Source organism: Bacillus sp. 11B20, assembly GCF_056098985.1.
Window position 1 is genome coordinate 1 of the sequence record NZ_JBLZWZ010000017.1, and the last position, 258, is coordinate 258.

The window sequence follows — 258 nt, forward strand, 5'->3', positions numbered from 1 at the left end:
AAAGTACAAAACCGAAGTTTTGTTTTTCGTCAGCGTTTGACTGACTACCTATGAAGTATCATAGGATTTTTTTATAAAAACTCGAATTAACAGGTACGTTTTGTCTTGTTTAGTTTTCAAAGATCATATTGGTGGAGCCTAGCGGGATCGAACCGCTGACCTCCTGCGTGCAAGGCAGGCGCTCTCCCAGCTGAGCTAAGGCCCCATAAAAGATGGTCGGGAAGACAGGATTCGAACCTGCGACCCCTTGGTCCCAAA

The 258-nt window shown here is 45.3% G+C and carries 1 tRNA gene; it reads right to left on the reverse strand.

The features are described from left to right. Nucleotides 1-129 precede the first annotated feature (129 nt). Nucleotides 130-205, reverse strand: a tRNA-Ala gene (locus ACN6NB_RS19525). Between the last annotated feature and the right edge of the window lie 53 nt (nucleotides 206-258).